22 protein-coding genes are annotated in these 26,274 nt (G+C 60.6%); 13 read left to right on the forward strand and 9 right to left on the reverse strand.

Annotation, left to right across the window (positions count from 1 at the left end):
* Nucleotides 1-78 precede the first annotated feature (78 nt).
* A complete protein-coding gene (locus CAG02_RS18010) occupies nucleotides 79-1,791 on the forward strand; it encodes a monovalent cation:proton antiporter-2 (CPA2) family protein (RefSeq protein WP_085710737.1) in 1,713 nt (570 codons plus the stop codon).
* Here the strand turns inward: CAG02_RS18010 and CAG02_RS18015 are convergent.
* Nucleotides 1,788-2,996 (reverse strand): ammonium transporter, encoded by a 1,209-nt coding sequence (locus tag CAG02_RS18015; RefSeq protein WP_085710738.1) that lies wholly within the window; start codon nucleotides 2,994-2,996, stop codon nucleotides 1,788-1,790. The genes CAG02_RS18010 and CAG02_RS18015 overlap by 4 nt on opposite strands.
* Nucleotides 2,997-3,312: 316 nt before the next feature.
* Here CAG02_RS18015 and CAG02_RS18020 point away from each other — a divergent pair, with 316 nt between their 5' ends.
* The 8 genes from CAG02_RS18020 to CAG02_RS18055 all read left to right on the forward strand — a co-directional run bounded on the left by CAG02_RS18020 (nucleotide 3,313) and on the right by CAG02_RS18055 (nucleotide 14,683).
* Nucleotides 3,313-3,627 carry a YqjD family protein gene (locus tag CAG02_RS18020; RefSeq protein ID WP_085710739.1) on the forward strand — a complete coding sequence of 105 codons (315 nt, stop codon included), beginning with the start codon at nucleotides 3,313-3,315 and terminating at the stop codon, nucleotides 3,625-3,627.
* 2 nt (nucleotides 3,628-3,629) lie between these two features.
* Complete coding sequence (locus CAG02_RS18025) at nucleotides 3,630-4,016, forward strand: phage holin family protein (RefSeq protein WP_065257074.1); 387 nt, start codon at nucleotides 3,630-3,632, stop codon at nucleotides 4,014-4,016.
* Nucleotides 4,013-4,351 carry a hypothetical protein gene (locus CAG02_RS18030; RefSeq protein WP_085710740.1) on the forward strand — a complete coding sequence of 113 codons (339 nt, stop codon included), beginning with the start codon at nucleotides 4,013-4,015 and terminating at the stop codon, nucleotides 4,349-4,351. The genes CAG02_RS18025 and CAG02_RS18030 overlap by 4 nt, the downstream gene beginning before the upstream one ends.
* A 124-nt stretch (nucleotides 4,352-4,475) precedes the next feature.
* On the forward strand, nucleotides 4,476-5,639 hold the full coding sequence (locus tag CAG02_RS18035; protein WP_085710741.1) for an EAL domain-containing protein: 1,164 nt from the start codon (nucleotides 4,476-4,478) through the stop codon (nucleotides 5,637-5,639).
* A gap of 68 nt (nucleotides 5,640-5,707) precedes the next feature.
* Nucleotides 5,708-7,036 carry a deoxyguanosinetriphosphate triphosphohydrolase gene (locus CAG02_RS18040; RefSeq protein WP_085710742.1) on the forward strand — a complete coding sequence of 443 codons (1,329 nt, stop codon included), beginning with the start codon at nucleotides 5,708-5,710 and terminating at the stop codon, nucleotides 7,034-7,036.
* Nucleotides 7,037-7,394: 358 nt separating this feature from the next.
* The gene (locus tag CAG02_RS18045; RefSeq protein WP_085710743.1) at nucleotides 7,395-8,021 is read left to right on the forward strand and encodes a response regulator transcription factor; all 627 of its coding nucleotides are present in this window, start codon (nucleotides 7,395-7,397) and stop codon (nucleotides 8,019-8,021) included.
* Nucleotides 8,022-8,029: 8 nt separating this feature from the next.
* The gene (locus tag CAG02_RS18050) at nucleotides 8,030-11,689 is read left to right on the forward strand and encodes a transporter substrate-binding domain-containing protein (RefSeq protein ID WP_085710744.1); all 3,660 of its coding nucleotides are present in this window, start codon (nucleotides 8,030-8,032) and stop codon (nucleotides 11,687-11,689) included.
* A gap of 48 nt (nucleotides 11,690-11,737) precedes the next feature.
* Nucleotides 11,738-14,683, forward strand: coding sequence for an HD domain-containing phosphohydrolase (locus CAG02_RS18055; protein WP_085710745.1), 2,946 nt, complete (start codon nucleotides 11,738-11,740; stop codon nucleotides 14,681-14,683).
* On the opposite strand, the gene CAG02_RS18060 is transcribed toward CAG02_RS18055, so the two are convergent.
* Complete coding sequence (locus CAG02_RS18060; protein WP_085710746.1) at nucleotides 14,684-15,166, reverse strand: GAF domain-containing protein; 483 nt, start codon at nucleotides 15,164-15,166, stop codon at nucleotides 14,684-14,686. It lies immediately after the preceding gene.
* The gene (locus CAG02_RS18065; RefSeq protein WP_085710747.1) at nucleotides 15,163-16,053 is read right to left on the reverse strand and encodes an ATP-binding protein; all 891 of its coding nucleotides are present in this window, start codon (nucleotides 16,051-16,053) and stop codon (nucleotides 15,163-15,165) included. Before CAG02_RS18065 ends, CAG02_RS18060 begins: the two co-directional genes overlap by 4 nt.
* Before the next feature lie 166 nt (nucleotides 16,054-16,219).
* On the opposite strand from CAG02_RS18065, the gene CAG02_RS18070 reads away from it, so the two are divergent.
* Nucleotides 16,220-18,541: a response regulator gene (locus CAG02_RS18070; RefSeq protein ID WP_085710748.1), complete on the forward strand. Its 2,322-nt coding sequence runs from the start codon at nucleotides 16,220-16,222 to the stop codon at nucleotides 18,539-18,541.
* Here CAG02_RS18070 and CAG02_RS18075 read toward each other — a convergent pair.
* The 4 genes from CAG02_RS18075 to CAG02_RS29600 all read right to left on the reverse strand — a co-directional run bounded on the left by CAG02_RS18075 (nucleotide 18,525) and on the right by CAG02_RS29600 (nucleotide 20,173).
* Complete coding sequence (locus CAG02_RS18075; RefSeq protein ID WP_085710749.1) at nucleotides 18,525-18,986, reverse strand: MarR family winged helix-turn-helix transcriptional regulator; 462 nt, start codon at nucleotides 18,984-18,986, stop codon at nucleotides 18,525-18,527. The genes CAG02_RS18070 and CAG02_RS18075 overlap by 17 nt on opposite strands.
* On the reverse strand, nucleotides 18,983-19,468 hold the full coding sequence (locus tag CAG02_RS18080) for a glutathione peroxidase (protein ID WP_085710750.1): 486 nt from the start codon (nucleotides 19,466-19,468) through the stop codon (nucleotides 18,983-18,985). The genes CAG02_RS18075 and CAG02_RS18080 overlap by 4 nt, the downstream gene beginning before the upstream one ends.
* Before the next feature lie 102 nt (nucleotides 19,469-19,570).
* Nucleotides 19,571-19,966, reverse strand: a complete 396-nt coding sequence (msrB, locus tag CAG02_RS18085; RefSeq protein WP_085711016.1) for a peptide-methionine (R)-S-oxide reductase MsrB — start codon at nucleotides 19,964-19,966, stop codon at nucleotides 19,571-19,573.
* Between the two features lie 9 nt (nucleotides 19,967-19,975).
* Entirely contained in the window at nucleotides 19,976-20,173 is a 198-nt protein-coding gene (locus CAG02_RS29600) for a hypothetical protein (RefSeq protein ID WP_139831879.1), read from the reverse strand.
* A gap of 18 nt (nucleotides 20,174-20,191) precedes the next feature.
* Between CAG02_RS29600 and CAG02_RS18090 the strand changes: the two genes are divergently transcribed.
* Nucleotides 20,192-21,403 (forward strand): pyridoxal phosphate-dependent aminotransferase, encoded by a 1,212-nt coding sequence (locus CAG02_RS18090; protein ID WP_085710751.1) that lies wholly within the window; start codon nucleotides 20,192-20,194, stop codon nucleotides 21,401-21,403.
* Between the two features lie 304 nt (nucleotides 21,404-21,707).
* Entirely contained in the window at nucleotides 21,708-22,595 is an 888-nt protein-coding gene (gene htpX / locus CAG02_RS18095) for a protease HtpX (RefSeq protein WP_085710752.1), read from the forward strand.
* Between the two features lie 54 nt (nucleotides 22,596-22,649).
* Here the strand turns inward: htpX and CAG02_RS18100 are convergent, their stop codons facing one another.
* Nucleotides 22,650-23,306 carry a thiopurine S-methyltransferase gene (locus tag CAG02_RS18100; RefSeq protein WP_085710753.1) on the reverse strand — a complete coding sequence of 219 codons (657 nt, stop codon included), beginning with the start codon at nucleotides 23,304-23,306 and terminating at the stop codon, nucleotides 22,650-22,652.
* 102 nt (nucleotides 23,307-23,408) lie between these two features.
* On the opposite strand from CAG02_RS18100, the gene CAG02_RS18105 reads away from it, so the two are divergent.
* On the forward strand, nucleotides 23,409-24,176 hold the full coding sequence (locus CAG02_RS18105; protein ID WP_085710754.1) for a class III extradiol ring-cleavage dioxygenase: 768 nt from the start codon (nucleotides 23,409-23,411) through the stop codon (nucleotides 24,174-24,176).
* A gap of 77 nt (nucleotides 24,177-24,253) precedes the next feature.
* Here CAG02_RS18105 and CAG02_RS18110 read toward each other — a convergent pair whose 3' ends face one another.
* Nucleotides 24,254-25,927, reverse strand: a complete 1,674-nt coding sequence (locus tag CAG02_RS18110; protein WP_007955707.1) for a DEAD/DEAH box helicase — start codon at nucleotides 25,925-25,927, stop codon at nucleotides 24,254-24,256.
* Nucleotides 25,928-26,274 lie beyond the last annotated feature (347 nt).

The raw sequence follows: 26,274 nt of genomic DNA on the forward strand, positions 1-26,274 counted from the left end.
ACAAAGGCGTTTTACACCATGCTCCGGTGTTTTTTGCCTCTACGCTTGAAGAGCCTGACCCTGCCACCGGAGTGTTTTGTGTTTGCCAATCTGTTGATCATTCTTGCCTCGTCCCTGGTGATGATTGCCCTGTTTCGCCGCCTGCGCCTGCCACCGGTGCTGGGCTATCTGTGCGTCGGGCTGATGGTTGGGCCGAAGGCGTTCGACTGGATCAACGAGAGCGAACACCTGCCGGACCTTGCCGAACTGGGCGTGGTGTTTCTGCTGTTTTCCCTAGGGCTGGAATTCTCCCTGTCGAAAATGATTGCCCTGCGCCAGGTGGTTTTTCGTCTGGGCAGCCAACAGGTGCTGGTCAGTACGGCGCTGTTGGGAAGCGTGCTGATGCTGCTGGGCATGCCTCTCACCCCGGCGCTGCTGCTCGGCGCAGGGCTGTCGCTTTCTTCCACGGCGATCGTCACCAAGGAGTTGGGCAGCCTCGGCGAAATCTTCAGCAGCCACGGCCAGAACGCAGTGGGCGTCCTGTTGTTTCAGGACGTGGTAGCCGTGTTGTTGCTGACGCTGGTTCCCGTCTTCGCCGGCAGCAGCGATCAAGCCTGGTATTGGGCGTTGCCACTGACGCTGCTCAAGACTGTCGTGCTGTTCATCGGCTTGCTGCTGGCCAGTCGCTGGCTGTTGCCACGCCTTTTTCAGGAGGTGGCGGCATCGCGCTCGGCCGAGCTGTTCGTGCTACTGGCGCTGGTGATCGTGTTGCTCACGGCATGGCTGACTCACCTGCTTGGCCTGTCCCCTGCCCTCGGCGCCTTCCTGGCCGGCATGCTGCTGGGGGAGAGTCATTATCGGCACCAGATCGAAGCCGATATCCGGCCGTTCCGCGACATACTGCTCGGCCTGTTCTTCGTCAGCATCGGCATGCTGATCGACCTGCAATTGTTCGCCAGTCACAGCCTGTTGATTATCGCCATGACCCTGGGTTTGCTGCTGATCAAGGGTTCAGTGGTGGCGCTGCTGGTGAAATGGCGTGGCAGCGACAATGAAACCGCCTGGCGCAGCGGCCTGGCTCTGGCTCAGGGTGGCGAATTCTGTTTCGCCCTGATGGCGCAGATGCAGCAGAACCGGCTGATGCCCGCCGATCTCGGCGCCCTGCTCCTCGCTGCGACGTTCTGCTCGATGCTGCTCACGCCGCTGATGTTGCGCGCGGCCCCCCGCATCGCCGCCGCCCTGCACCGCAAACCCAATCAGGAAGCGCAGATCGAGGAAATCAGCGCCCTCAATGCCGGCCTGGATCAGCATGTGGTGATCTGCGGCTACGGGCGTGTCGGTCAGTCGATCGGACGCTTCATGCGCAATGCCGGGCAACCTTACATCGCCTTGGACAACGACCCCGTACGTATTCAGGAGGCAGCCACCGTCGAACGCGACGTGCATTACGGCGACTCTGCGCGTGGCGACCTGCTGACTGCGGTCGGTTTGCTGCGTGCAAGGCTGCTGGTGATTGCCGTGGATAAAAGCGATGTGGCGCTGCGGGTGCTCAAGGAGGCCCGGAGACTCAATCCGAAAGTGCCGATTCTGGTGCGCACCCGCGACGACAGCCAGTGGGCCGAACTGAAAGCCGCCGGCGCCAGCGAAGTGGTGCCGGAGCTGTTGGAATCAAGCCTGATGCTTGCCTCTCACGCCTTGATCCTGCTCGGTCTGCCGGCACACCAGGTGCAGGAGAAGGTCGATCGGGTGCGCATCGACCGCTATCGCCTGCTGCATGGCTTCTACCCGGGTGCCGAAGATGAAGAGACCTAGTCCTGACTCACCGCGCCGATCTTGTGCAACGACAGGTCCGCACCGTAATACTCCTGTTCCTGACTCAGGCGCAGACCATGCAGGGCCTTGATCGAACCGTAGACGGCAAATCCGCCGGCCAGGGCCACCACAACGCCCAACGCGGTACCGATCAACTGGCTGATCAGGCTGACACCACCCAGCCCACCCAGTGCGGTCGAGCCAAAGATCCCGCAGGCGATGCCGCCCCATACGCCACACAAGCCGTGCAGCGGCCAGACACCCAGCACGTCATCGATCCGCCATTTGACCTGCGCCGACGTGAAGCACCAGACAAACAGGGCGCCGGCAATCGCACCGGTGACCAGCGCGCCCACCGGATGCATCAGGTCGGAGCCGGCACACACCGCCACCAGACCGGCCAACGGACCGTTGTGCAGAAAGCCCGGGTCATTGCGCCCGACAATCAGGGCCGCCACGGTACCGCCCACCATCGCCATCAACGAATTGACCGCCACCAGGCCACTGACGCCCTGCAGGGTTTGCGCACTCATCACGTTGAAGCCGAACCAGCCGACGATCAGGATCCACGATCCCAGTGCCAGAAACGGAATGCTCGACGGTGCGAATGCCACCAGCCGGCCATCGCGATAGCGTCCATTACGCGGGCCCAGCAACAGCACCGCCGCCAGCGCCAGCCAGCCACCCATGGCGTGAACCACCACGGAGCCGGCGAAATCATGGAACGCGGCGCCGAATCGCGCGGCCAGCCAGGCTTGCAGACCATAGTTGCCGTTCCAGATCATCCCCTCGAAAAACGGATAGATGAACGCCACGATCAGCGCCGTCGCACACAGCTGTGGAACGAACCGCGCGCGCTCGGCAATGCCGCCGGAAATGATCGCCGGGATCGCCGCCGCAAAGGTCAGCAGGAAGAAAAACTTCACCAGCCCGTAACCATGATCGGCGCTGAGCACCGCCGCCGGTTGCAGGAACGTCACCCCGTACGAAATCCAATAGCCTATAAAGAAATAGGCCAGGGTGGACACGGCGAAGTCGCTGAGAATTTTCGACAGAGCGTTGACCTGATTCTTCTGGCGAACCGTTCCGACCTCCAGAAAGGCGAAACCGGCGTGCATGGCCAGCACCATGACCGCACCGATCAGAATGAACAACGTGTTGGAACTATGAACGAGCGTATCCACAGCGCTTTGCAGATTTTCCATGAAGAGGCAGACCCAAGGCTGAAAAAGGCACCAAAGCGGTTCATGCAGACATTTCATGCACCAAGTTGCGACCGCGCAGTCACAAGCCCGGGGGGCCGGCGAACCGCTTTGGCGCACGAGGTCGATGTCCTGAGCTGAACCCGTGTCATCCGGGCTATGATTTCCCGGCTTCGCGCCCGGCAACAGCGCACTGCTGCCGGGGAACGCACCACGACACAGCAAAAGATGTACCAGTCATTTGTACTGAACCTTCACGCAAGGCTCATACTCGAAAGTTTCAGAAGCCGCTTCAGACCGCCACCTACGGAGATTCCCAATGGCCAGCACCAAGGCAAAGACTGCTCAAGAAATCCTGATGAACGACTTCCAGACCCTGGTCAGCGACACCGAACGGTTGCTGGAACACACCGCCACGCTGGCCGGTGATCAGGCTGATGAATTGCGCGAACAGATCCATGAAAGTCTGCTGCGCGCGCGGGAAACCCTGAAGCTGACCGAAGACACTTTGCGCGAGCGCGGCCAGGCTGCGGTCACCGCCACCGAAGATTATGTGTCGGCCAACCCGTGGCAATCGGTGGGTATCGCCGCCGGCGTAGGCTTTCTGATCGGCCTGCTGGCCACGCGGCGCTGATCATGTCGATCGGTGAATCCGGCCCGACTGCGGGCACTGCCTCTTCCACACGGCGCCTGGGTGCTGCCGTCCTAGGTCTATTGCACAGTCACGTCGAGTTGTTCGGCATCGAGTTGCAGGAACAGAAAGCACGCACCGTCAGCCTGTTGCTGTTCGCAGGCCTCGCGCTGGTGTTTGCACTGCTGTTGCTGGTCGGCCTGTCGACCCTCGTCCTGATCGTGTTCTGGGACACGTATCGGCTCGCCGCCATCATCGGCCTGTGCGTGTTCTACACCCTGGCCGCGATCTTCTGCGGGCTGCGCCTGAAGGCTGCGATCTTCGATGAATCCTCGCCCTTCCATGGCACCCTGGAAGAACTGGCCAACGACCGGGAGCGCCTGCTGCCATGAGCCTGCCTGAACTTCCGCACAACAGCTCGCGCCAGGAAATGCGCAAGGCCCTGATCCGCCTGCGCATGGAAATGCATCGTCAGGAAATCCGCCACGAAACCGGCCAGGTGCTGCAGCCCTTGCAACGCATGCGCGGCATGTCGCAGAACCTGCAGGACGGTTTCGGCATCAAGCATGCGCCGTTGTGGGGCGTGGCCGCCGTGACACTGCTGGGGTTCCTGACCGGCAAAGGTGCGAAAAGCGGTGGCATCGGCGGCCTGAGCCGGTTGATCCGCCTCGGTACCAGCCTCGCGCCGCTGATCAAACTGGTCATGCAGAACTCGGGCAAACGCTGAGTTCCACATCTGGCTGCATTCTTGCACTGCTGGCGGGATTGAGTCTCTTCACCCGGAGATTCAATCCCGCTCGCCTACCCGGCCGGCAGGATCCGACCAGAACAACAATGACCAAGGAGGCCCCGTGATCGACGGGCAACCGCTCGCCTGCTTTCAGCCTTTCATCGATACCGCCACCGGACGCATTGCAGGCGTCGAGGCTCTGGGTCGATTGCGCCAGGTGCAAGGGCAACTGACATCGGTCGGGCCGCTGTTCGCCGACCCACGAACGCCCGCAACCGCCTTGCGCCGCCTCGACCGGCAGATTCGTGACAATGCGCTGAGCCGATTTCACGAAGCACCGCCGGACTGGTTTCTCAGCCTGAACATGTCACCGCGCTGGATCAGCCGTCTGCGCGCCGACCAGGCGCTACCCAGCCTGAAACAGCTCGCCCGGCATGGCATCGACCCGCAGCGGATTGTTTTCGAGATCACAGAACTGGGCGGCAACAGTCAGCGTCTGTCTGAAGTCGTCGCGCGCTATCGTGATGCCGGAGCGCGAATCGCCATCGACGATTTCGGCGCCGGCTATTCACAGCTCGATCGCGTGCTGGCCTTGCAGCCGGACATCCTCAAGCTCGACATGCGCCTGTTTCAGGCTGCCGCGCTCGGCGGGCCCAGCAGCGATGTGGTCAAGGCACTGGCGCAGATGGCCGAAAGGACCGGTTGCTGGATCATCGCCGAGGGCGTGGAGACCGAAGCGCAGCTGAATTTCGCACTGGAATGCGGCTCACGTTACGTGCAGGGTTTTCTGTTCGCCCGGGCGCAGGAGGCTTTCTTTGCGACGGATGCTTTCGTCCAGCGCTTCGCTGAACTGCGCCAGGCCTATGTGAAGCAGAAACTCGCCGAGCGCGGCAAGTTGATGTCCATGCGTCGACAGCTTGGCGAGTTGATGACGATTCTGCAGAGCTGGGCTCAAACCCGCGCGCCGCTCAGTGCCTTGCCGCAACTGGACGCCTTTCCGTGGTTGCTGCGGTTTTATCAGTGCGACCGTCAGGGCACGCAACTGACGCCGAATCTGGAATGGCGGCAAAGCGGCTGGGTCGCCGACAACCGTTACCTGGGTCACAACTGGTCGTGGCGTCCCTACTTCTACCACCTGCTGGCCGAAGGCTGGGAAGAACGCCGGCTGACGCTTTCCAACACCTACCGCGATGCCACCAGCAACCAGTACTGCCTGACCGCCGGCCAGTTTTTCGACAATGGCGAGCGCCTGCTGTTGATCGACATTGACGCCGCCGGACTGTAGTTGCGCTTGCAGACACTCGCCCGAACCGGGAAGCTAGGGCACCAGTCACCCGACGGAGAGAATCAGCCTTGGATTGGCAAACCCTGCTCAACCGCGAACGTCTCGGCAAACCGCTGCACAGCCCGCAGGAACTCGGCCGCAGTCCGTTTCACAAAGACCATGACCGCATCATTTTCTCTGGCGCCTTCCGCCGCCTGGGCCGCAAGACCCAGGTGCATCCCGTGTCGAGCAATGACCACATCCACACGCGCCTGACCCACTCACTGGAGGTCAGTTGCGTCGGCCGGTCGCTGGGCATGCGAGTGGGCGAAACACTGCGTCGCGCTCTGCCCGAGTGGTGCGAACCGAGCGATCTGGGCATGGTCGTGCAGTCCGCCTGCCTGGCCCATGACATCGGCAACCCGCCCTTCGGCCATTCCGGCGAAGACGCCATCCGCCATTGGTTTCAGCAGGCCGCCGGGCGCGGCTGGCTGGATGCGATGAGTGACGCCGAGCGCGGTGACTTCCTGAACTTCGAGGGCAATGCCCAAGGGTTTCGGGTCCTCACACAGCTGGAATATCACCAGTTCGACGGTGGCACCCGGTTGACCTACGCGACCCTCGGTACCTACCTCAAGTACCCGTGGACCGCACGTCACGCCGACTCTCTGGGTTACAAGAAACACAAGTTCGGTTGCTATCAGAGCGAGTTGCCATTGCTGGAGCAGATCGCCCACAAACTCGGCCTGCCGCAACTCGAAGAACAGCGCTGGGCGCGTCATCCGCTGGTTTACCTGATGGAGGCTGCGGATGACATCTGCTACGCGCTGATCGATCTGGAAGATGGCCTGGAGATGGACCTGCTGGACTATGCCGAGGTCGAGTCGCTGCTGCTGGGTCTGGTCGGTGACGATCTGCCGGAAACCTATCGACAGCTGGGCCCTCAGGATTCGCGCCGGCGCAAACTGGCGATCCTGCGAGGCAAGGCCATCGAACACCTGACCAACGCCGCCGCCCGGGCCTTTGTCGAACAACAGGACGCGCTCTTGGCGGGAACGCTGCATGGGGACCTTGTGGAGCACATGCACGGCCCGGCCAAACGTTGCGTGCTGAATGCCAAGGACATCGCCCGCAAGAAAATCTTTCAGGACAAGCGCAAGACCCTGCATGAAATCGGCGCCTACACGACACTGGAGATTCTGCTCAACGCGTTCTGCGGTGCGGCCCTCGAACAGCACAACGGGCGTACGCCGTCGTTCAAGAGCCGCAGAATCCTCGACTTGCTGGGCAACAATGCGCCGGACCCGCACGGCCCGTTGCACGCATCGTTCCTGCGCATGATCGACTTCATCGCAGGCATGACCGACAGCTATGCCAGCGACATGGCCCTGGAAATGACAGGGCGCTCCAGCCATTGATACGTCGTCGCCCGCCCGGTCAGGCATTGACCGGGCGGGCGACTGATGGATATTCCAATCCTTTCCTTATATCCCTGTTCGACGCTCGCGACGTATCGCCAACAAAAAACCGAAACTCATTGATGACTGACAAACATTAAACAAACAGGATTTTCAGTCACCCCCGCCCCCTCCATCGAACAAGTTCAGCTCGCGAAGCCATCCGCTACCTACGTCAAAACTAGTTCACACGTAGTCCCATTCCTCTTTATTTGTAGGACCGATCCTAGATTGCCACCGAGGTCCTGTCGGCTCATGCGACCGCTCTTTCATCTGAGCTAAGGTGCGCCCTTTATTAGTGTTCGCATGGGACTTTGTTATGAACTCCGTTTTTATTGTCGACGATCATCCGGTTATCCGTCTTGCCGTTCGAATGCTATTGGAACATGAAGGTTACAAGGTCGTCGGTGAAACCGATAACGGGGTCGACGCCATGCAAATGGTCCGCGAATGCACACCCGACCTGATCATTCTCGACATCAGTATTCCAAAGCTGGACGGCCTGGAAGTCCTTGCCCGCTTCAACGCCATGAGTTCTCCGTTCAAGACACTGGTCCTGACTGCACAGTGCCCGACGCTGTTCGGCATTCGCTGCATGCAGTCCGGCGCATCGGGTTATGTCTGCAAACAGGAAGACCTCAGCGAACTGGTCAGTGCCATCAAGGCCGTCCTTTCCGGATACAACTATTTCCCCAGCCAGGCCCTGAACCCTGTTCGCAATGATGATGTGCGCTACGCAGAACTGGAACTTTTCAAATCCGTCAATGACCGGGAATTGATGGTATTGCAACTATTCGCCCAAGGCCGCACAAACAAGGAAATCGCCAAAGGCATGTTCCTCAGCAACAAGACCGTCAGTACTTATAAAAAACGTCTGATGCAGAAACTCAAAGCCAAATCCCTTGTAGAACTTATTGAAATGGCCAAACGCAACGCACTCGTGTGAGAGACGACATGCCCAGTCGCTTGAAAAACTGCCTGATTGTATTGAGTGCATGCCTTGGGTTAAGTGCTCATGCAGCAGCCGCCCCCGTCATCTCGCAAGACCTGGCCCTGCTCAGTCGCTCGACCGACAAGCCACTTCCAGTCCTGCTCGATCATGCGCAACGGGATTGGTTGCGAAATCGCAATGAGCTGGTTCTGGGCACATCGGCTCCCGACTATCCGCCATTTGACATGACGGCCAGCGGCCGCGATTACGAGGGGTTCACGGCCGATTATGCCGGACTGATCGGTCAGGCAACCCGCCTGCCGGTCAGGGTCAAGCGCTTTGCCACACGGGACGCCGCGATCCGGGCACTGGTCGACGGCAGCATCGACATGCTTGGCACGTCCAATGGACTGGAGGCGGAAAACGCCAACATCATACTGTCCAGCCCTTACGCGATCGATCAACCGGTACTGGTCACCCGCACGGGTGAAACCCGGTCTCTGAGCGAAGGTCTGGCCGGATTGCGGCTGAGCATGCTGTATCACTATCTGCCGCTGGACGAAGTCAAGGCGCTGTATCCCAAAGCCCTCATCACCTCCTATCCGTCCTACCAGAATGCAATCAACGCCGTCGCCTTCGATCAGGCGGATGTGTTTCTCGGCGATACCATTTCCACTCACTACATGATCAGCAAGGGGTATCTGAACAACATCCGCATGGCCAATTTCGGCAAGCACGAAGCCCACGGTTTCAGCTTTGCCGTACGTCGCGACAATCCTCAACTGCTGGGTATCATCGACAACGTGCTCAAGGCTGTCCCGGGCAGCGAGCGGGAAACCATCGCCAAACGCTGGAGTGCCGGCAGCGATACCTTGCTGACCGACCAGAAACTGCAACTGACCCACCGCGAAGAACAGTGGCTGAAGAAACATCCGGTGGTGAGTGTGGTCGTCAACGAAGCCTTTGCCCCCCTGAGTTTCTTTGACACCGATGGCAACTTTCGCGGCATCAGCGCCGACCTGCTGGAACTCATCCGGTTGCGCACCGGCCTGCGCTTCGAAATCCGCCGCAGCCGCAGCGACGCCGAGATGATCAAACAGATCGAGAACCATCAGGCCGACCTGATCGCCGCCCTGCTGCCGACCGCCCAACGCGAGGAAACCCTGAAGTTCAGCCGCCCCTACCTTGAAAACTCCTATGTCCTGCTGACCCGCAAGGCTGCCGACAGTCCGACCCACCTGGGTCAGCTTAAACGCAAGCGCCTGGCCATCGCCCAGGGCAACCCGATGATCGAGTACCTGCGCAACGAGTTTCCACGCATCCAGTTGATCGAGACCCCGGACACTTTCAGTGCCGTGGCATTGCTCGACGAGGGGCTGGTCGAAGGCGCAGTGAACTCGCTGGTGATCGCCAACTACTTCATCGCCTCGCACATCTTCGAACAGCCCTTGCAGATCACTACCACCATCGGCACCCGGCAGGCAGCCTTTTCCCTGGCAACCGCCAGAGACAACACCGAACTGGGCTCGATCATCGACAAGACCCTGATGAGCATATCGCCCGAAGAACTGGGCATCATCAATGGTCGATGGAGGGGTTATTCAAGCCTTTCGCAAGGCACCTGGCACCAATATCGACGCCTGTTCTATCAGGTGATCGGGGCGGCCGGCCTGCTGTTGCTGCTGTCGATGCTCTGGAATGCCTACATGCGTCGCCAGATCAAGCAGCGCCAGGCTGCCGAACGCGCCTTGAACGATCAGCTGGAGTTCATGCGCTCGCTGGTCAACGGCACGCCTCATCCGATCTATGTGCGCGATCGACAGGGATTGCTGCAAAGCTGCAACGACAGTTACCTCGAAGCCTTCAAGGCCAGACGCGAAGACGTCATCGGCAAGAATGTGATGGAAGGTGTTCTGAACAACGCTTTCGAAGCCAGGGCCTTTCAGGCCGACTACCAGCGGGTCGTGAACGAGGGCAGACCGCTGGTGCTCGACCGGCCGTTGCAAATCGGCAACCGGCGCATGACGATCTATCACTGGATCCTGCCGTACCGCGACTCCAGCGGCGATGTTCAGGGGATCATCGGCGGCTGGATCGACATCAGTGAACGTCATGAACTGCTCGACGAACTTCGTGCTGCCAAGGAACGCGCGGATGATGCCAACCGTGCCAAGAGCACTTTCCTGGCGACCATGAGCCACGAAATCCGTACACCGATGAACGCGGTCATCGGCATGCTTGAACTGACACTCAAGCGCATGGACAAAGTGCATCCGGACCGCTCCAGCATCGAAACCGCCTACAGCTCGGCCAAGGATCTGCTGGGGCTGATCGGTGACATTCTGGATATTGCCCGGATCGAATCCGGACGCCTGAGCCTGAGCCCCGAACGGGTCAATCTCATCGATACCATTGCGTCGGTGGTCAGGATCTTCGAAGGCCTGGCCCGGCAGAAACGGCTGGCACTGATGGTGAACGTCTCCCCGCCCGAACTGAACATCGACGTACATCTGGATCCCTTGCGTTTCAAACAGGTGCTGTCGAACCTGATCAGCAATGCCATCAAATTCACCGAAAAAGGCCAGATCAGGATCTCGCTGGAACTGCTGGACAGCGATGATCCCGCTTGCTCGCAGGTGCAACTGACGGTTCAGGACAGCGGCATCGGTATTACTGCCGAAGACCAGCGGCGGCTGTTCGAACCATTCACCCAGGCCAGCCATGGCAGGAACAGGACAATCAGCGGCACAGGGCTGGGACTGGTCATCAGCCGCAGCCTGTGCGAAATGATGGGAGGGCAACTGCAATTGAGCAGCCAGCCCGGGATCGGCACACAAGTGAGTGTGTCGCTGCCGCTGGCAATCATGCCCGCTGAGGTGAAAAGCCGGAAACACGAACCACAGATCCAGACCGCCCTCACGCCCCTCAACGTTCTGGTGGTCGACGATCACCCGGCCAATCGCCTGCTGATGTGCCAGCAACTCGAGTTTCTGGGACACCGTTTCAGCATTGCCGAAGAAGGCCAGAGCGCACTGGAACAATGGAAAAACGGCGCATTCGATCTGGTCATCGCCGATTGCAACATGCCCGTCATGAACGGCTATGAACTGACCCGCGCAATCCGGCGCCACGAGAGCCTCACGCAACGCCCGACCTGCACCGTGCTGGGGTTTACCGCCAATGCCCAACCGGAAGAGGTACTTCGCTGCAAGCAGGCCGGCATGAACGAGTGCCTGTTCAAACCACTGAGCCTGAGTGCCTTGAGCCAATGGGTCGACAGTGTCCGGCCAATCCTCGATGCACCGGTGTTCCATGCACCTGCGTTCAACCTGCAGGGGCTTTATGCGCTGACCGGAGGGAACCCCGCCCAGACCAGGCGACTGTTGACCGAACTTCTGAAAAGCAGCCGGAATGACCGCCAGGATCTGCAGGCCTTGTCTCCCGGACGGGATCACCAGGCGCTGGCCGAGATGGCGCACAGGATCAAAGGTGCCGCACGCATTGCCCAGGCATCACGTCTGATCAACTGTTGCGAAGCACTCGAACAGGCTTGTCTGCAAGCTTTGCCGGTGGAGGAGATCGAACGCCGATGCAAGGCGAGCAACTTCGCCATTCTTGAGCTGGAGAAGGCGTTGGAGCAGCAACTGACGTTGACCGACCACAGCAGAATGACCGGGCCTTAACTATGCTTGGACGCTGAGCAGTGTGTTTATCAACTCGGAGAGTCCGTAATGCCCAGCCCACTGCGCCCGGATCAACGCCGGTTCCCCCTGCACGTGCATATCAGCGTCATGTTCACCTTTCTGCTGTTGCTCACCGGGGTTGTGCTGGGGCTGTTCAACTACCGGCAGACCACGCAGATCATTCTGTCGAGCAGCGAAAAGCTGTTCGAGCGCATCGAGCAGGATGTGCGCGTCGATCTGCAATCGACCTATGCGCCGATCCGGCACTTGCTGAGCCTGCTCGCGGACAACCCCGGGACTCAGGCCTCCGCCCTTGAACAACGCCTGACACTGCTCAAACCGTTCAGCCAGTCACTGGCGGACAACCCGGACCTGGCATCGTTGTATCTGGGTTACGACAACGGTGATTTCTTCATGGTGCGGCCGTTGCGCACCGCGTCGCTCAAAACCTTGCTCAAGGCGCCGGACGCAGCGGCCTATCAGGTCTGGAGCATCGAGCATGATGCCAATGGCGGTGTCCGGTCACAGTCGCTGTTCTTCGATCAGGCGTTGTCGGCGGTCGGTCATCAGGACAATCCGGACGATGCCTACGACCCGCGCAGCCGAAGCTGGTACACCGGCGCACAAAAACAGAACGAGCAGATCACCACCGAACCCTACGTTTTCTTTTCCACCCACAATGTCGGCACCACCCTCGCCCGGCGCAGCGGTGAGCACTCAGTGATCGCTGCCGACCTGACCCTCGACGCGCTGTCGGCGACCCTGACCAAGCACGTGGTGACGCCAGCGACAGAAATCGTCCTCTTCGACGCCGAAGGCAACGCCGTAGCGTACCCCGACAGCAGCCGGCTGATCGTCGATGATCGCACTGCGCGCCTGGCCAGGGCTGCCGACCTGAGCCCGGGCCTGCATGCCCTGCTGTCTGCCGATCATCAGGGCAAACGCCTGAATGCTGACGGGCGACGCTGGATCGTCGCCCGCAGCAGACTGCAGGAAGGTGGTCCGAAAGGTTTGCAGTTGGCCTTGCTGGTGCCGGAAGACGAGCTGCTGGTCGATGCCTATCGCATGCGTTGGCAGGGTGCGTTGATCACCCTCGCCACCCTGCTGTTGTGCCTGCCGCTGGGCTGGTTGATCTCGCGGATTCTGGTCAAACCGCTGCATTCACTGGTCAAGGAAGCCGACGCCATCCGCAGCTTCGATTTCAACTTTCCCGTGACCCGTCGCTCGCCGGTGCTGGAGGTCGATCAGTTGAGCGTGTCGATGGCGCGGATGAAAGACACTCTGGCCAGCTTCTTTCGCATCACCGACAGCCTGACCGCCGAAACCCGCTTCGCCCCGCTGCTGCAGCGGGTGTTGTTCGAAACGGTGCAGATTGCTCAGGCTCAGGCGGGGCTGATCTACCTGCGGGAAAGTGATGGCAACCGCATGGAACCTTATGGGCTGGTGGTCGATGGCACCTCACAGACGCTGGCTGCCTTCGATATCCAGGGACACAACCTCGACGCCACCCAAGGCCCCGGCTGGTTTGAGCAACTGGCGAAGGCCGACAACGTAGTGAGCAGCCTCGGCTTCGAACAGGCTGCCGACTTGCAAAAAGTACTGCTGGCCATGGAAACACCGCGCGTACACCTGATCGGGATCCGTCTGCACAACCGGCACAACGAGACAATCGGTCTGCTGGTATTGCTGATCAGCGACAGCGGCACCCCGGCCGACCTGGAAAAGCTGCGTCCCGACCGCATCGCTTTCCTGCAAGCGGTGTCCGGCGCGGCGGCGGTGAGCATCGAGAGCCAGCGCCTGCAAGCGCGGCAGAAACAGCTGCTCGATGCGTTCATTCAACTGCTGGCCGGCGCCATCGATGCCAAGAGTCCTTACACCGGCGGCCATTGCCAGCGCGTGCCGGAACTGACCCTGATGCTCGCCCACGCCGCGGCGGCGAGCGAAGCCCCGGCCTTCAGCGACTACCAGCCCAGTGAGGATGAATGGGAAGCCTTGCACATCGCCGCGTGGCTGCACGACTGCGGCAAGGTCACGACGCCGGAATACGTCGTCGACAAAGCCACCAAACTGGAAACCCTGAACGATCGCATTCACGAAATCCGTACCCGCTTCGAAGTGCTCAAGCGCGATGCCTGGATCAGCTACTGGCAAGCTCTGGCATCGGGTGGGGACGAACGACAACTGGCCAGCCTGCGCGACACGACGCTGGCGTCTCTGGATGACGATTTCAGTTTCGTCGCTCGCTGCAACCTGGGCAGTGAAGCCATGGCCGACACCGACCTTCAGCGTCTTGAGGGCATTGCGCAGCGCACCTGGACCCGCACGCTGGATGATCGGCTGGGCGTGTCCTGGGAAGAAAACCGACGCCAGGCACGAACGCCGGCGCCGACCCTGCCCGTCAGCGAAAAATTACTGTCCGACAAGCCCGAACACCTGCTCGAACGCGCCGACAGCGAGCTGATTCCGGAGGACAACCCATGGGGGTTCAAACTCGATGTCCCGCGCTACAAATACAACCGCGGCGAGCTGTACAACCTGAGCATTCCTCGCGGCACGCTGACACGAGAGGAGCGTTACATCATTAACCACCACATGGTGCAGACGATCCTGATGCTCAGCCATCTGCCCTTCCCCGGGCATCTGAACAACGTGGCGGAAATCGCCGGCGGCCATCACGAAAAAATGGACGGCACCGGTTACCCGAAACGCTTGAAACGCGAGGAAATGAGCCTGCCGGCACGGATGATGGCGATTGCCGACATCTTCGAAGCGCTGACCGCCGCCGACCGCCCATACAAAAAGGCCAAGACCCTCAGCGAGGCGCTGGGGATCATGGCCACCATGTGCCGTGAGGCGCATATCGATGCCGAGCTGTTCGGCCTGTTCATCCGCGAAGGCCTTTACCTGCAATACGCCAGTCGGTTCCTCGAACCGCAACAGATCGATGCGGTCGATCCCGCCGGCGTGCTGCGCAAGGCGGGCCTGGCAGCGTGATCAGCAGTCGGTCAGGCGCAGGAAGATCGCTGCCAGTCGTTCGATTCCGGCCTGATCGTCTGCGCCGAAACGCGAAAGCTTCGGGCTGTCGAGGTCGAGCACACCGATCAGGCGGCCGTCCTTGACCAACGGCACCACCAGTTCGCTGTTCGACGCGCTGTCACAGGCGATGTGGCCGGGGAACGCGTGAACGTCTTCGACCCGTTGTGTCTGCAGACTGGCCGCCGCCGCGCCACACACACCGCGACCGAACGGAATGCGTACGCAAGCGATCTGACCCTGGAACGGACCGAGCACCAGCTCTTCATTGCGATTGAGGTAAAAACCGGCCCAGTTCAGATCGTCGAGCTGGTTGAACAGGAACGCCGAAAACTGCGCGGCATTGGCGATGAAATCGCGCTCGTCCGCCAGCAGCGACTCCAGTTGCGCGGCCAACATGCCATAGCCTTCGAGGCCCTGGCCGCTCTGTTGCAAATCAATCATGCCTTGTGCTCCAGCAATTTCAGTCCCACCCAGTAACGGGCGAATTGGTACGCGCAACGTCCGTTGCGGTTGCCACGGCCGGTCGCCCAGCGCACGGCGAGAATGTCCAGTTGTTCGTCGCGCTGCCAGGTCAGGCCAGCCTTGGCGGCCAGTTGCCCGATCCAGTGTTCGACGACATTGAGGAAATGTTCCTGAGTAAACGGATAGAACGACAGCCACAGGCCAAAGCGATCCGACAGGGCGATCTTGTCTTCCACCGCTTCGCTCGGATGCAGCTCGCCGTCGACGCGCTTCCAGTTTTCGTTGTCGCTTTCCTTTTCCGGCACCAGATGGCGACGGTTGGAAGTGGCGTACAGCAACACGTTGTCCGGCGCTTGTTCCAGCGAGCCATCCAGCACGCTTTTCAGCACGCGGTAATCGCCTTCGCCGGATTCGAACGACAGGTCATCGCAGAACAGCACGAAACGCTGCGGCAACTTGGCGATCTGCTCCACCACCCGTGGCAGGTCGGCCAGGTGATCGCGCTCGATCTCGATCAGACGCAGGCCGGCCTTGGCGTGTTCGGCCAGCAACGCCCGCACCAGCGAGGATTTGCCGGTACCACGTGAACCCCAGAGCAGCGCATGGTTGGCCGGCATACCGTCGAGGAACTGTTGGGTATTTCGGCCCAGTTGCTCCAGTTGCCGATCGACACCGATCAGGTCCGACAGGCGCATGTCGAGGCTGACTTCCAGCGGCAACAGATAGCCGCTGCGACCATCGCGCTGCCAGCGTGCAGCCAGGCAAGTGCCCCAGTCGATGACCGGGCGCGGCGCCGGCAGCAGCGGTTCGATCCGCGCCAGAACCGACTCGGCGCGCTCAAGAAAAGCATTCAATCGGGAATCCACGTCTTCTCCTCGGGCTGGTTCACAGTAATGATGGCGATACAGCGACGACCGATAGCGTTCGACACCCGGCCCGGCCCTTGTTACAAGGCGATGCGGGAACTCCGGTATCCATGCATGATCGACTATGCTTGAGCAGCGAAGGGAAACGTAAGTGGTTCAACACCCCATGGATATCAAATTCACCCACCGGCTGTCTTACAAGCAAGCCAGGCTTACCGTGCTGGTCGGGTTCATTCTGGGCACGCTGCTCAGTCTGCTGCAAATCGGCATCGATTATGCCAGTGAAGACGCCTCCATCAACCGTGAAATCCTGTCTTTGCTGGAAATCAGCCATAACCCGGCCTCGCGCATCGCCTACAACATCGATGCCGAGCTGGCCCAGGAACTCACGCTGGGCCTGCTGCGCTCGCCGGCCATCATTTCCGCGCAACTGACCGACAACAATCAGACGGTGCTGGCCAGCGTCAAACGCCCGGAACTGCAAAGCGGCTATCGGTTGATCAGCGACTTTCTGTTCGGCGCCAAACGCGAGTTCGAAGACCGGCTCTATCTCGACCACTTGCCCAACGAATCCCTCGGTACGTTAAGCCTGGAAGTGGACACTTATGCCTTCGGCAGCCGCTTCCTGCGCCGGGCCGAAATCACGCTGCTCAACGGGTTTGCCCGCAGCCTGATCCTGACCGGCATCCTGCTGGCGCTGTTCTACGTGATGCTGACCAAACCACTGGTGCGGGTGATCCGTGAACTCAGCGGGCGCGATCCGCGCAGTGCCGAACCGACCACCCTGGAATGTCCGGGCGGACACGCCAACGACGAGATCGGCGTGCTGGTGAAGGTCGCCAACCAGCAGTTCGAGAACATCGCCACGGAAATCCAGCAGCGGCGCACCGCAGAAAACCGCCTTACTGACTACCTCGCTCAACTCGAAGATATCGTGTCGGCACGCACCGCCGAACTGAAGGCCATCAACGCCCGCCTCAGCCAGTCCAACGAGGAACTGGAGGTCGCCCGCAGCACCGCACTGGACATGGCCGAGGCGCGCTCGGCGTTCCTCGCCAACATGAGCCACGAGATCCGCACTCCGCTCAACGGTCTGCTGGGCATGATCGCGCTGTCCCTCGACGGCCCGCTCACTGGCGAACAACAGCAGCAACTGTCCATTGCCCACGACTCGGGCAAGGTGCTGGTGGAGTTGCTCAACGATATTCTCGACCTGTCGAAATTCGATGCCGGGCAACTGGAGCTCGAGCACATCCCGTTCGACCTCGGTTCGCTCGTTGAAGACACTGCCAACCTGCTGTCACAGAATGCGGCGCCAAGCGTCGAACTGACGTGTCTGATCGATCCGCACTTCCCGGCGCTGGTGCTCGGCGACCCGACCCGGGTCAGGCAGATTGTCAGCAACCTGCTGTCCAACGCCCTGAAGTTCACCCGCTTCGGCCGGGTCGATGTGCGTTTGTCGACCTGGAAGGACGGCGTGCGCATCGAGGTCTGCGATACCGGCATCGGCATTGCCCAGGAAGCCCAGGTGAAGATTTTCCAGCCGTTCACCCAGGCCGGGGCCGGTATCACTCGCCAGTACGGCGGCACCGGACTGGGCCTGGCGCTGACCTACAACCTGTGCGAAGCCATGGAGGGACGCCTGACGATCAGCTCGGAAGTCGGTTTCGGCAGCCAGTTCTGTGCCGAACTGCCACTGCCCTGCCACACCCGTGCGGTCATTCCGGCACAACTGCATGGCAGCGTGCTTGCCATCACCACAGCGGCCAGCGGACTGTCAGAGCTGCTGAGCAGTCTGTTGCCGGTCTGGGGCCTGTCGTACGAACAGCGCACGATTGAAGCGTCACTGCTCGGCCCGTCACCGGACATCATCATCACGGATTGCCCCGAATGCCTGTTCGGCCTGCGACCGACCATGACCGCACCGATTCTGCTGGTGACCGCCTACGGCAGTTTCCTGCCGGGCGAAGAAGCCGCCGCCCTCGCCCCATTGCAACAGCAGGCTCGCCCCCTGGCACGCAATGCGCTGTATCAGAATCTGCGCCGAACCCTGCAACCGGACATCACCACCATCGACCGCGGGCGGCTTGAAAGTTTGCCTTCACAGCGTCGCGGTCGGGTGTTGCTGGTGGAAGACAATCCGGTCAACCAACTGGTGGCCAAAGGCATGCTCAGTAAACTTGGTTGCGAAGTGGTAGTGGCGGCCCATGGCGCAGAAGCGCTGGATCAACTGGAACACCACGAATTCGATCTGGTGCTGATGGACTGCAACATGCCGGTGATGGACGGTTACGAAGCGAGCCGGCAGATCCGCCAGAGCGGTCGCTGGCCGCACTTGCCGATCGTGGCGTTGACGGCCAACGCCATGTCCGAGGAGCGGGAACGCTGTCGGGCGGCGGGCATGAGCGATTACCTGGCCAAGCCCTTCCGCCGCGAAGAACTGGCCGCGCTGCTGGATCAGTGGATACCGACTACGACAGCGCTTTGATTTGCCCCAGCAGATGATCAAGGCCGGTGCGCAGCTCGTTGAGCCGATCCAGGTCCACTCCGCTGTCACACAACAGGCGATCCTTCAACGGCCCGACCTGCTCGCGCAGCGCCAGCCCCTGAGGCGTCAGGCTCAGGTGAACCTCACGCTCGTCCCGCGCCGAGCGTTGACGCTGCACCAGTTGCAGTTGCTCCAGACGCTTGAGCAGCGGCGTCAGCGTCCCGGAATCCAGCGCCAGACGCTCACCCAGTGCCTTGACAGTGGGTTGCTCCGGCGGCATGTCCTGCCATTCCCACAACACCAGCATCGCCAGATATTGCGGGTAGGTCAGCCCGAGCTGATCGAGCATCGGCTTGTAGGCACGAATCACCGCCCGGGACGCGGCGTACAGCTTGAAGCACAACTGACTGTCGAGCTTCAGCGCATCGGCTGACAGTTCGTTCATTTGAGCAGGGCTTCGATCTCGCGGCTCAGGTCCTGCGGCTTGGTGGCCGGGGCGAAGCGCTTGACCAACTGGCCGTCCTTGCCGATCAGGAATTTGGTGAAGTTCCACTTGATGCCCTGGGAACCCAGTACGCCCGGTGCGCGTTTCTTCAGTTGCACGAACAGCGGATGCGCACCGGTGCCGTTGACTTCGATCTTCTTGAACAGCGGGAAGCTGACGCCGTAATTGAGCTCGCAGAATTCGCTGATCGCACCCTCGTTGCCGGGTTCCTGCTTGCCGAACTGGTTGCACGGAAAGCCCAATACCACCAGGCCCTGATCCTTGTAAGTCTGCCAAAGCTCCTCAAGGCCTTTGTATTGCGGGGTGAAACCGCACTTGCTGGCAGTGTTGACCACCAGCACCGCTTTGCCGGCGAAATCGGCCAGGGTCTTTTGCTCACCCTTGATGGTGGTGCACGGGATGGTCAGCAGGTTATCGCTCATTGGTGCGCACTCCGGGAAGTTGAGAAGCTGCAAAAATAGCGAGCAATTGAATTGTGTGCAATTTAATTATCCGAAAGGCGATCCAAAGATCGCCCGCATCGGTTATTCGCGCGGCACCAGGTCCAGGCACACCGAGTTGATGCAGTAACGCAGACCGGTCGGCGGCGGGCCGTCGGGGAATACGTGGCCGAGGTGCGCGTCGCAACGGGCGCATTTCACTTCGGTGCGGATCATGCCGTGGCTGGTGTCACGGATTTCAGTCATGGCGCTGTCGCCGATCGGCGCGTAGAAGCTGGGCCAGCCACAACCGGAGTCGAATTTGGTCTTGGAATCGAATAGCGGCTCATTGCAGCAGACGCAGTGATAGACGCCGTCGGTCTTGGTGGCGTTGTACTTGCCGGAGAACGGTCGCTCGGTAGCACTGAGACGACACACGTTGTATTGCTCCGGGTCGAGCATCGCGCGCCATTCTTCCAGGGTCTTTTCTATCTTTTCCATCATCACACCTCAGCGGCTGAAAAAGCCCGATCTGTACCTTTTCCACGGATCGGGCGGCACGTATGATTGCGCCTCGTCATACGCCAGTCTGGCAGCGGGATCCTGCGCATTCAAACGGATTGTTGGAAACCGCCGCTCAAGACGCTTGCCTGTGTGAAGACGCAGGATTCCCAGCACGGTTGTCCACTCGCCGTCTGGATCGTTCATTTTCGGGATCACATTGCCATGCAGTTCAGCAAATCGAACAAGCTCGCCAACGTCTGCTACGACATTCGCGGCCCGGTGCTCAAGCACGCCAAACGCCTGGAAGAGGAAGGCCATCGCATCCTCAAGCTGAACATCGGCAACCCGGCGCCCTTTGGTTTCGAAGCGCCGGACGAAATTCTCCAGGATGTGATCCGCAACCTGCCGACCGCCCAGGGCTACAGCGATTCCAAAGGCCTGTTCAGCGCACGCAAGGCCGTGATGCAGTACTACCAGCAGAAGCAGGTCGAAGGTGTCGGCATCGAAGACATCTACCTGGGCAACGGCGTGTCCGAGCTGATCGTGATGTCGTTGCAGGCCCTGCTCAACAACGGCGACGAAGTGCTGGTGCCGGCGCCTGACTATCCGCTGTGGACCGCTGCCGTGAGCCTGGCCGGCGGTAACGCCGTGCACTACCTGTGCGACGAAGGCGCCGACTGGTTCCCGGACCTGGCCGACATGAAGGCCAAGATCACCCCGAACACCAAGGCCATGGTGATCATCAACCCGAACAACCCGACCGGCGCGGTGTATTCGAAGGAAGTGTTGCTGGGCATGCTGGAACTGGCCCGCCAGCACAACCTGGTGGTGTTCTCCGACGAGATCTACGACAAGATTCTTTACGACGACGCCGTGCACATCTGCACCGCTTCGCTGGCACCAGACCTGCTGTGCCTGACCTTCAACGGTCTGTCGAAGTCGTATCGCGTGGCGGGCTTCCGTTCCGGCTGGATCGCCATTTCCGGGCCGAAGCACAACGCCCACAGCTACATCGAAGGCATCGACATGCTGGCCAACATGCGCCTGTGTGCCAACGTGCCGAGCCAGCACGCGATCCAGACCGCCCTCGGCGGCTATCAGAGCATCAACGACCTGGTGCTGCCGCAAGGTCGCCTGCTGGAGCAGCGCAACCGCACCTGGGAGTTGCTCAACGACATTCCCGGCGTGAGCTGCGTGAAGCCGATGGGTGCCCTGTATGCATTCCCGAAGATCGACCCGAAAATCTGCCCGATCCACAACGACGAGAAATTCGTCCTCGACCTCCTGCTGTCCGAGAAACTGCTGGTGGTTCAGGGCACAGCGTTCAACTGGCCGTGGCCGGATCACTTCCGCGTCGTGACCCTGCCCCGGGTCGATGACCTGGACATGGCCATCGGGCGCATCGGCAACTTCCTCAAGTCCTACCGCCAGTAACCGGCCATCCGTGCGCAACGAGCCTTTCGTTGCGCACTGTCTGATTCAGCAACACTTCTGCTCCGCCCCCTTCCGCACGCCTTCTACACTGTCGATTCGTACCGGTCACATGCGCCTGATGCAATGCCGGTGGGTGGCGCGTGGCTGTCATCCATGTCGTCTTCAGGAGTGGGAATTGACCCGCCCACCGGAGAATCCGATGCAGGACACAGTTTGAAATAGTCACTCGGTTGAATCACCCGGTGCCGCGCCTTATATACCCCGCAGTACGCTACATCTTTAGCTTGAGGAGATTTCTACAACCATGATGCGCATCCTGCTGTTTTTGGCCACTAACCTGGCGGTCGTGCTGATAGCCAGCATCACCCTGAGCCTGTTCGGCTTCAACGGGTTCATGGCGGCCAACGGGGTTGACCTCAACCTCAGTCAGCTGCTGGTCTTCTGTGCCGTCTTTGGTTTCGCCGGTTCGCTGTTCTCGCTGTTCATCTCCAAGTGGATGGCGAAGATGAGCACGAGCACCCAGATCATCACCCAGCCGCGCACCCGTCACGAGCAATGGCTGATGCAGACCGTCGAGCAACTGTCCCGCGAAGCCGGGATCAAGATGCCCGAAGTCGGGATTTTCCCGGCCTACGAAGCGAACGCGTTCGCCACCGGCTGGAACAAGAACGACGCGCTGGTCGCGGTGAGCCAGGGCTTGCTCGAGCGATTCAAGGAAGACGAAGTGAGGGCCGTTCTGGCCCACGAAATCGGCCACGTGGCCAACGGTGACATGGTCACCCTGGCGCTGATCCAGGGTGTGGTGAACACCTTCGTGATGTTCTTCGCGCGGATCATCGGCAACTTCGTCGACAAGGTGATCTTCAAGAATGAAGAAGGCCAGGGCACGGCCTACTACATCGCAACCATTTTCGCCGAACTGGTGCTGGGCATTCTGGCCAGCGCGATCGTGATGTGGTTCTCGCGCAAACGCGAGTTCCGAGCCGACGATGCCGGTGCACGCCTGGCCGGTACGGGCGCGATGATCAACGCATTGCAACGCCTGCGCGCCGAACAGGGTCTGCCGGTGCACATGCCTGATACCCTGAACGCCTTTGGCATCAACGGTGGCATCAAACAGGGTCTGGCCCGTATGTTCATGAGCCACCCGCCGCTGGAAGAGCGTATCGACGCCCTGCGTCGTCGCGGCTGACCAGCCCCGCTCAAACAGAAAGGCCCGCAGTGATGCGGGCCTTTTTTGTGCCTGTTACTGACCGGCCAGCCGGTACGCCCGCTCCTCCAGTCTTGTCACTCCCGCCTGCAGGAACTTCCCGCTTTCGCTCAGCACGTCCTGTTCCTCCAGCGCCTGCACCGTCCAGTCACCACCGAACAGCCGCTGCACCTCGGCATCTGTCACTGCAAACGGTGGTCCGGGCATCTGAGCCTGATCGTAATCCAGCGTGATCAGCAACCCACGCAGCCCCGTCGGCAGGATGTTCAACAAATGCGCCGCATAGCGCTCACGCATTGGCGCCGGCAAGGCGATCAGCGCCGCACGGTCATACAGCGCCGTGCAATCGGCCACATCATTCGCGGACAAGGCAAAGAAATCCCCGCACCTCAACTCGATCGCCCCGGCCCGATAGACTTTGAAGCCACCCTCTTCGCTGATTTGCGGTTGTAGTTGCTGCTCGCGGAAGAAATCCTCGACAGCCTTCTCGGACAGCTCGACACCGAGAACCCGATACCCCTGACCGGCCAACCACAGCAGATCCAGGCTTTTCCCGCACAACGGCACCAACACCCGCGACTGCGCCGGGATTGCCATATCGGGCCAATGCCGCTGCAAATACGGGTTCACCTCAGGCTGATGAAAGCCGATCTGGTTCGATTCCCACTTCTTGTGCCAAAAATCCGGCTGCATGCATCCTCCCAAGAATTCGATCAAAAAGCGTTAAAACTTATATTGGAATTAGATCAATGATCTGACTGAAGATGAGCCATCTTAACGCTCAGGAACCCTTCCATGTTTCCCAGCCTGTTTATCTCTCACGGCTCGCCCATGCTGGCGCTGGAGCCCGGCGCCAGCGGCCCGGCCCTGGCGCGCCTGGCCGCCGAACTGCCACGCCCGAAAGCCATTGTCATCGTTTCCGCCCATTGGGAAAGCCATGAACTGCTGGTCAGCAGCCATCCGCAACCGGAAACCTGGCACGATTTCGGCGGTTTCCCTCGTGCTTTGTTTGAAGTGCAGTACCCGGCACCGGGCAATCCGCAATTGGCCCGCGAAGTCGCCGATCTGCTGACCGCCAACAACCTGCCAGCACGCCTCGACCCGCAACGCCCCTTCGACCATGGCGTTTGGGTGCCGCTTTCGCTGATGTATCCGCAAGCGGACATCCCGGTGGTCCAGGTGTCCCTGCCCAGCCGTGGCGGCCCGGCGTTGCAGACCCGCGTGGGCCAGGCGCTGGCCGGCCTGCGCGATCAGGGCATTCTGCTGATCGGTTCCGGCAGCATCACCCACAACCTGCGGGAACTGGACTGGCACGCCGGCCCGGAAAGTGTCGAGCCGTGGGCCCGGGACTTCCGTGACTGGATGATCGACAAGCTCGCTGCCAACGACGAAACCGCCCTGCACGCTTACCGCCAGCAGGCACCGAACGCCGTGCGCAGCCATCCGAGTGATGAACACCTGTTGCCGCTGTACTTTGCCCGTGGCGCCGGTGGTGATTTCAGCGTTACGCACCAAGGGTTCACCATGGGGGCGCTGGGCATGGACATCTATCGCTTCGGCTGATGCCCAAATCGCAGGCAAAAAAAATCCCCGAACCAGTCGGGGATTTTTTATGTTCGATCAATCAGCCCGGGGGCAGATCAATCTTCGCGGTAGCGACGCAGCTTCAGCTGCTTGCCGGCAACGCGAGTGTCCTTCAGTTTGGTCAGGAGCTTGTCCAGACCATCTTCCGGCAGCTCGACGAGGCTGAAGCTGTCACGCACCTGGATGCGACCGATGGCTTCACGTGCCAGACCACCTTCGTTGAGGATGGCGCCCAGCAGGTTTTTCGCCGCGATACCGTCACGCGCGCCCAGCGCGGTACGGCAACGGGCACGGCCTTCGCCCAGCGGCATCGGAGCACGACGCTCGCGGTCACCACGGTCCGGACGATCACCGGAACGCTCAGGACGATCGCCACGTGGGGCGCTGTTCGGCACCAGTGGACGTTCCTTCTCGATCGCTGCCAGGTTCAGCGCCTGACCATTGGTGGCCTTGCGCAGCAGCGCGGCAGCCAGGGCACGCGGGGTGCAACCGATGTCGGCGGTCAGACGATCCAGCAGATCACCGTGAGTCGATTCGGCGTCAGCCACCAGCGGCGACAGGCTGTTGGTCAGTTTCTTGATGCGAGCATCGAGAACGGCCTGGGCGTCCGGCAGACGCACTTCGGCAACTTTCTGACCGGTCACACGCTCGATAACCTGCAGCATGCGGCGCTCACGCGGAGTCACCAGCAGCAGCGCGCGGCCTTCGCGACCGGCACGGCCGGTACGGCCGATACGGTGCACGTAGGATTCCGGATCGTACGGCATGTCCACGTTGAATACGTGGGTGATGCGCGGTACGTCCAGACCACGGGCGGCAACGTCGGTCGCCACAACGATGTCCAGACGGCCATCTTTCAGCGAGTCGATGACGCGCTCACGCTGGTTCTGGGCGATGTCGCCGTTCAACGCTGCGGCTTTGTAACCTTTGGCGTCGAGGGCGCTGGCCAGATCCAGGGTCGCTTGCTTGGTGCGCACGAACATGATCAGAGCGTCGAAGTCTTCCACTTCCAGCAAGCTGAGAACGGCAGAAGTCTTCTGGTCAGCGTGAACCAACAGATGAGCCTGTTCGATCGCGGTAACGGTCTGAGTCTTGCTCTGGATCTTCACGTGCTTTGGATCGCGCAGGTGACGCTCGGCGATGGCACGGATCGATTGCGGCAGGGTCGCCGAGAACAATACGGTCTGACGGGTTTCCGGCATGGCCTTGAAGATGACTTCGAGGTCGTCCATGAAGCCCAGTTTGAGCATTTCGTCTGCTTCGTCGAGAACCAGGTGGTTCACGGTCTGCAGCACTTTTTCGTCGCGACGCAGGTGGTCGCACAGACGGCCCGGAGTGGCGACAACGATCTGTGCGCCATTACGGATTGCTTTCAATTGTGGGCCCATCGGCGCGCCGCCGTAGACAGCCACAACAGTTACGCCCGGCATTTGCTTGGCGTAGGTTTCGAAAGCGGTTGCAACTTGTAGCGCCAACTCACGAGTTGGGGCCAGGATCAGAGCTTGCGGCTCGCGCTTGGACGGATCAATGCGGTGCAGGATAGGCAGGGCAAAGGCAGCGGTTTTACCGGTACCGGTTTGCGCCTGACCAATCATATCGTGACCGGCGAGGATGATCGGGATCGACTGCTGCTGAATGGCCGAAGGCTCTTCATAGCCGGTAGCGACTACTGCAGCGACAATATTGGGATGAAGTTCAAGAGCGGCGAAGCCGCCGATTTCCTGGGTCATGGGTCTGCCTCTAAGTGCATCCGCAAAGACCCATGCTCCAAAGCTGCACATGCCGTGTTGAGACTCAAGAGTCGCCCTGGCAGCTTTGTCGGCGGGGATTTGCGAAAACGAATGAATGAAAAAGAATCGTCAAGGAAGAGCCCGCAGTGCGGACGTGCAGCCGAAGCTGACTTCGGGGAATTGCGCTACCTAAACGCGGCCCGGTTAAAGGCCGGCGCGCACTATACCGGAATTTGCCCAAAAAGGGAGCTTTTTTTATCGGCGAAATACAGTTGTCACCGCTGTGTAACGGGGTTTTGCGGATAATCGGGCAAAGGTCTATTTTTCAAAGACCCCGGCCCTGCGGG

The organism is Pseudomonas sp. R43(2017) (assembly GCF_002112345.1).
GTDB lineage: Bacteria > Pseudomonadota > Gammaproteobacteria > Pseudomonadales > Pseudomonadaceae > Aquipseudomonas > Aquipseudomonas kribbensis.